At 67.1% G+C, this 4,321-nt stretch carries 4 protein-coding genes, 1 tRNA gene and 2 rRNA genes; 5 read left to right on the top strand and 2 right to left on the bottom strand.

The features are described 5' to 3' along the window. Nucleotides 1-94 (top strand): 5S ribosomal RNA (rrf, locus tag AC5RUF_RS16235); the annotation flags it as partial. A gap of 153 nt (nt 95-247) precedes the next feature. On the opposite strand, the gene AC5RUF_RS16230 is transcribed toward rrf (AC5RUF_RS16235), so the two are convergent. After that, entirely contained in the window at nt 248-1,135 is an 888-nt protein-coding gene (locus AC5RUF_RS16230) for an oxidoreductase (RefSeq protein WP_494131277.1), read from the bottom strand. Nucleotides 1,136-1,250: 115 nt separating this feature from the next. Between AC5RUF_RS16230 and AC5RUF_RS16225 the strand changes: the two genes are divergently transcribed. The 4 genes from AC5RUF_RS16225 to AC5RUF_RS16210 all read left to right on the top strand — a co-directional run bounded on the left by AC5RUF_RS16225 (nt 1,251) and on the right by AC5RUF_RS16210 (nt 2,944). Then, on the top strand, nt 1,251-1,793 hold the full coding sequence (locus AC5RUF_RS16225) for a winged helix-turn-helix transcriptional regulator (RefSeq protein WP_493997830.1): 543 nt from the start codon (nt 1,251-1,253) through the stop codon (nt 1,791-1,793). 88 nt (nt 1,794-1,881) lie between these two features. Then, nucleotides 1,882-1,998 (top strand): 5S ribosomal RNA (rrf, locus tag AC5RUF_RS16220). Between the two features lie 99 nt (nt 1,999-2,097). Further along, complete coding sequence (locus AC5RUF_RS16215) at nt 2,098-2,742, top strand: TMEM175 family protein (RefSeq protein WP_494131276.1); 645 nt, start codon at nt 2,098-2,100, stop codon at nt 2,740-2,742. Between the two features lie 114 nt (nt 2,743-2,856). Continuing rightward, nucleotides 2,857-2,944, top strand: a tRNA-Ser gene (locus AC5RUF_RS16210). A 61-nt stretch (nt 2,945-3,005) separates the two neighbouring features. Here AC5RUF_RS16210 and AC5RUF_RS16205 read toward each other — a convergent pair. Beyond that, a partial coding sequence (locus AC5RUF_RS16205) for an FtsX-like permease family protein (RefSeq protein WP_494131275.1) occupies nt 3,006-4,321 on the bottom strand: 1,316 nt, incomplete at its 5' end.

The raw sequence follows: 4,321 nt of genomic DNA, 5'->3' as shown, positions 1-4,321 counted from the left end.
AACGCCCGGTCCCATTCCGAACCCGGAAGCTAAGACCCACAGCGCCGATGGTACTGCATCCGGGAGGGTGTGGGAGAGTAGGTCACCGCCGGACAATATTTTGATGGTTGAGGGCCCCGCATGGTTGCGGGGCCCTCACCCGTTTAACCCGCCAAAATTAACCCCTCGAACAGCGCAGGGCCCCGTAGTGGCGCGGGGCCCTGCACTGTTTAAACAGCCAGGACACCGTGCAACCCGCAGGGATCTGTTACCCGGCGATCCCGTCCAGTTCGGCAATGTCTTCTTCGCTCAGCTGCGCGCCGGCGCCGGCAACGTTCTCCCGCAGGTGAGCAGCCGAGGACGTACCGGCAATAAGCAGGATGTTCCCGGAGCGCTGCAGCAGCCACGCCAGCGCGACCGAGAGGGGTGACGCGCCGTGCCGGCCGGCCACGCGGCTGAGGGCCTGGGACTGCAACGGCGTAAAACCGCCCAGCGGGAAGAACGGGACATACGCGATGCCCTCGGCGGCCATCCGGTCAATCAGCCCGTCATCTTGGCGGTGGGCGAGGTTGTACATGTTCTGCACACAGACAATCTCCGTGAGGCCCTGCGCCTCGGCGACCTGGTCCTCGGTGACATTGCTGACGCCGATGGACCGGATCAGGCCTTCCTGCTGGAGCTCAACAAGGGGGTGAAGCGCCTCGGCCAGTGAGCCGGGCCGTGGTGCGGCGGCGTCGCCCATCCTCAGGTTGACCAGGTCGAGGCGTTCCACGCCGAGCGTCCGCAGGTTCTCCTGCACCTGGGCCCGTAACGCGGCGGGATCGCGGGACACCGGCCAGCCGCCGTCGGCATCCCGCTCCGCGCCCACCTTCGTGGCGATCAGCAGGGACTCGGAGTAGGGGTGGAGTGCTTCGCGGATTAGCTCGTTTGCAGTGTGCGGCCCGTAGGCGTCGCTGGTGTCGATGTGGGTAATGCCCATCTCGACAGCCGCCCGCAGCACGGCCACGGCCCCGGCATGGTCTGCCGGAGGTCCCATGACGCCCGGGCCCGCGAGCTGCATGGCGCCGTAGCCGAATCGCGAGACGGTCTTACCGCCAAGTGTCCAGGTCCCGCCGGGAAGGGTTGAGGCGGGGGCGGAGGAAGGTGGTGTGTTCACGGTGCTGCCTTTCGATTCGACGGGGGTCTGCAAGCTCCAAGTGTCGGAGACCTACTTCCCTTTGGGAAGTAGGTACTTTAAAGTGCGTTACCAACCACCAATGAAGGCAGGTCCAGTGAGCGGCACCAAAGCGGTCGAGCGGGCGCAGGCAAAGGCCCAGGCCCAAGCGGAGTACAACGCGTTCCTTGCGGTATGCCCCAGCCGCCAGTTGCTGGATCGCATTTCGGACAAATGGGTGGTGCTGGTCCTCTGTGCGCTGGGCAGCGACACCGCCGGGAGTGCGCTGGGCAGCGACACCGCCGGGAGTGCGCTGGGCAGCGACGCCGCCGGGAGTACCGGGGCCGGCAGGAAGACGATGCGGTACTCGGAGCTGGCCCGCCAGCTCGTGGGTGTCAGCCAGAAGATGCTCACCCAGACCCTGCGGGCGCTGGAGCGGGACGGGCTGCTGACGCGCACTGTGGTGCCTACGGTCCCGGTTACCGTCTCCTACGAACTGACAGCCCTGGGCCTTTCCCTCCATACGGTGGCGCAGGGGCTGCGGTACTGGGCCCAGGAGAACATGGGCGAAGTCATCGAACACCGCCGAAACTACGACGACGGCGGCGCGCGGGCGCCGGCTGCAGCGGAAGTGGTCAACGGGCCGTCAAAGACGCGCTAGACTAGTAGAGCAGAAACCCGAAAGGGCATCTGTCACCACAAAAGTTGTAACCAGAACTTCCCGCCGCGAAAACGGCCGGGGCAAGGGTTACGGCGGTCATAGCGTGGGGGAAACGCCCGGTCCCATTCCGAACCCGGAAGCTAAGACCCACAGCGCCGATGGTACTGCATCCGGGAGGGTGTGGGAGAGTAGGTCACCGCCGGACATACGTTGAAGATAAGGATCCGCACAATGATGTGCGGATCCTTATCTGTTTAACCGCCCTACTCCTGACCTGTGGCACGCAGCCAGCAACAATGGTCCGGTGCCGGACAATAACGGAAACACCTTTCGGCGGGCCAACGCCGGGCCCGATCTGGACCGCACCATGTTCTTCAGTGACGCGGTCTTCGCCATCGCCATGACCCTCCTGGCCGTGGACATCCGGGTTCCGCAGGTTCCGGACGGCCAGCTCGGAGCCGCTGTTGCAGCACAGCTTCCCGAATTCGGGGCGTATGTATTGTCGTTTGTGGTGACAGCTGCCTATTGGCTGAGCCATCACCGCCTGTTCCGTCTCCTCAAAGGCTTTACCGGCCGGCTGCAGCAACTGAACCTGGTCCTGCTGCTTTTCGTGGCCCTGCTGGGCTATGCCACGGACATGCTGTCCTTCTACGGAGACCAGGTCCTCGGCGTCGTGATCTATGCCGCTGCGCTGGGGCTGATCGGGGCGGCCAATACCGGACTGTGGATCTACTGCCGGTATGCCCGCCTCTTCCGGGACGACGTCGATCCGCGGCTGCCTGCCTACGCCACCGTCCGCGCTCCCGTCACTCCGGCAGTGTTCCTCGCATCCATTCCCGTGGCGTTCCTCGCCGGGCCGCAGGCGGCCAGCCTGTCCTGGCTTGGCATCATCGTCATCAACTACCTGCTGCGCTTAGCCGGCCGTGCCCGGCAGGCCCGGCCCGAGTGACCCGGCCGAGTGATCCGGCGTGCCGGGCCGGCCCGGCACGGGCCTCCGACGCACGATTCGTTGGATTGGCCCTGTGTCGGGTAGTCTTATATCTGCTTCTTACGGAGCAAGCCTGGAGGATTCGCCTAGCGGCCTATGGCGCACGCCTGGAACGCGTGTTGGGTTAACGCCCTCGGGGGTTCAAATCCCCCATCCTCCGCCAAAAAGAAACACCCCGGTCCTCGGACCGGGGTGTTTCTTTGTCTGTGGAGAGGTTGGTCCGCCTAGCCCCGGCCTTCCGGACGGAGAGCCGCCCGCGTGGCCACGGAGACCGAGCCGAACCCGATGAGTGCGGCGCCCCCGGCGATGGCTGCGTACACCAGCGGCTGGATGGTGGGCAGCGGCAGCCCCGAGATGTTCACGGCAATACCCATCAGCGGCGGCACCGCCAGCGCAGTGCCCAGGACGACGGCGGCCACCACCAGCAGCAGCGATTCCGCGCCGGTCATCCGGCGCAGCTGCCGGTCCGTGGCACCAAGTGAACGCAGCAGCATCAGCTCCGGCCGGCGGCGGGCCGTGGCCATCACCAGCGAATTCACCACGGACAGGCCCACGTACCCGAGCAGGACCAGCATGGCCACAATGTTCACCCACGCCTCGGCTTTCCGTTCCGCCGCACCCTGCGCGCCGGCGGCGTCCCGGTCCAGCGCCGTCAGGCCCAGCGCCTCCAGCTGCCCGGCCAGCTCTGCGCCGTCGCCGTCGGCGCTCACCAGCAGGTAATCGTTCAGCCCTGCGGTGGTGTGCTGCAGCAGGGCTTCGTTGGCCACCGTCACGTCACCGAAGCCCAGCCCCCGCTCATACGTGGCCACGACGACGGCGGACGCCTCGGTGCCGTCTCCGTAGTGGAAGGCGAAGTCCTCGCCCAGACCGACGCCGGACTCCCGGGCCAGATCCACACTCAACGCCACGGTCTCCGGCTCGGACAACCGGTCCAGGGATCCCTCGGCCACGCCAAGGTCCAGGGTGGTGTCCAGGCCCTGCGGATCCACGCCCTGGATGCCGTAGGACTCCAGGCCGTCCTCGGTGCCAAGGAACCGCAGGTCGGCCAGCACCGCGGAGTGGGCCACCGGCGTCGAGGCTTCCACCGCGGGCAGATCCGCAACCTGCGCTGCGAGTTCGGGGGAGACCCCGGACGCCGGGGCGCTGACCACGTAGTCGGCCACCATTCCGTCCCGGGACTGCCGGTCGGCTTCGGTCTCCACGGTGGTGGGCATAAACAGCTGTACCGAACCCAGTGCGATGGCCAGGGCCAACGGAATAATGCCTGAGGCCAGCCGCCGGGGGAACGCCGACGCATTGGCCTCGGCCAGTGCCAGCGACGCCGACGGGCTGCGTCCCAGCAGCGGCCGGGCCAGCCGGAGCACGCCGGCAACAATCCACGGGCCCAGCATGCCTGCACCGATGATCAGCAGCAGGACGCTGGAGGCGGCAATCGCCAGTCCGCCGGTGCCGGGAATCGCCACCGGAAGCAGTGCGGCCACGAGTCCTGCCGCCAGCAGGATGATGCCGCCCAGCCGCCGCCCCCGGCCCAGCCGGGCCG

It is taken from the genome of Arthrobacter sp. Y3224198 (assembly GCF_059090025.1).
Note: the sequence above shows the minus strand (reverse complement) of the source record. Positions and strands in the feature narration are given on the sequence as shown.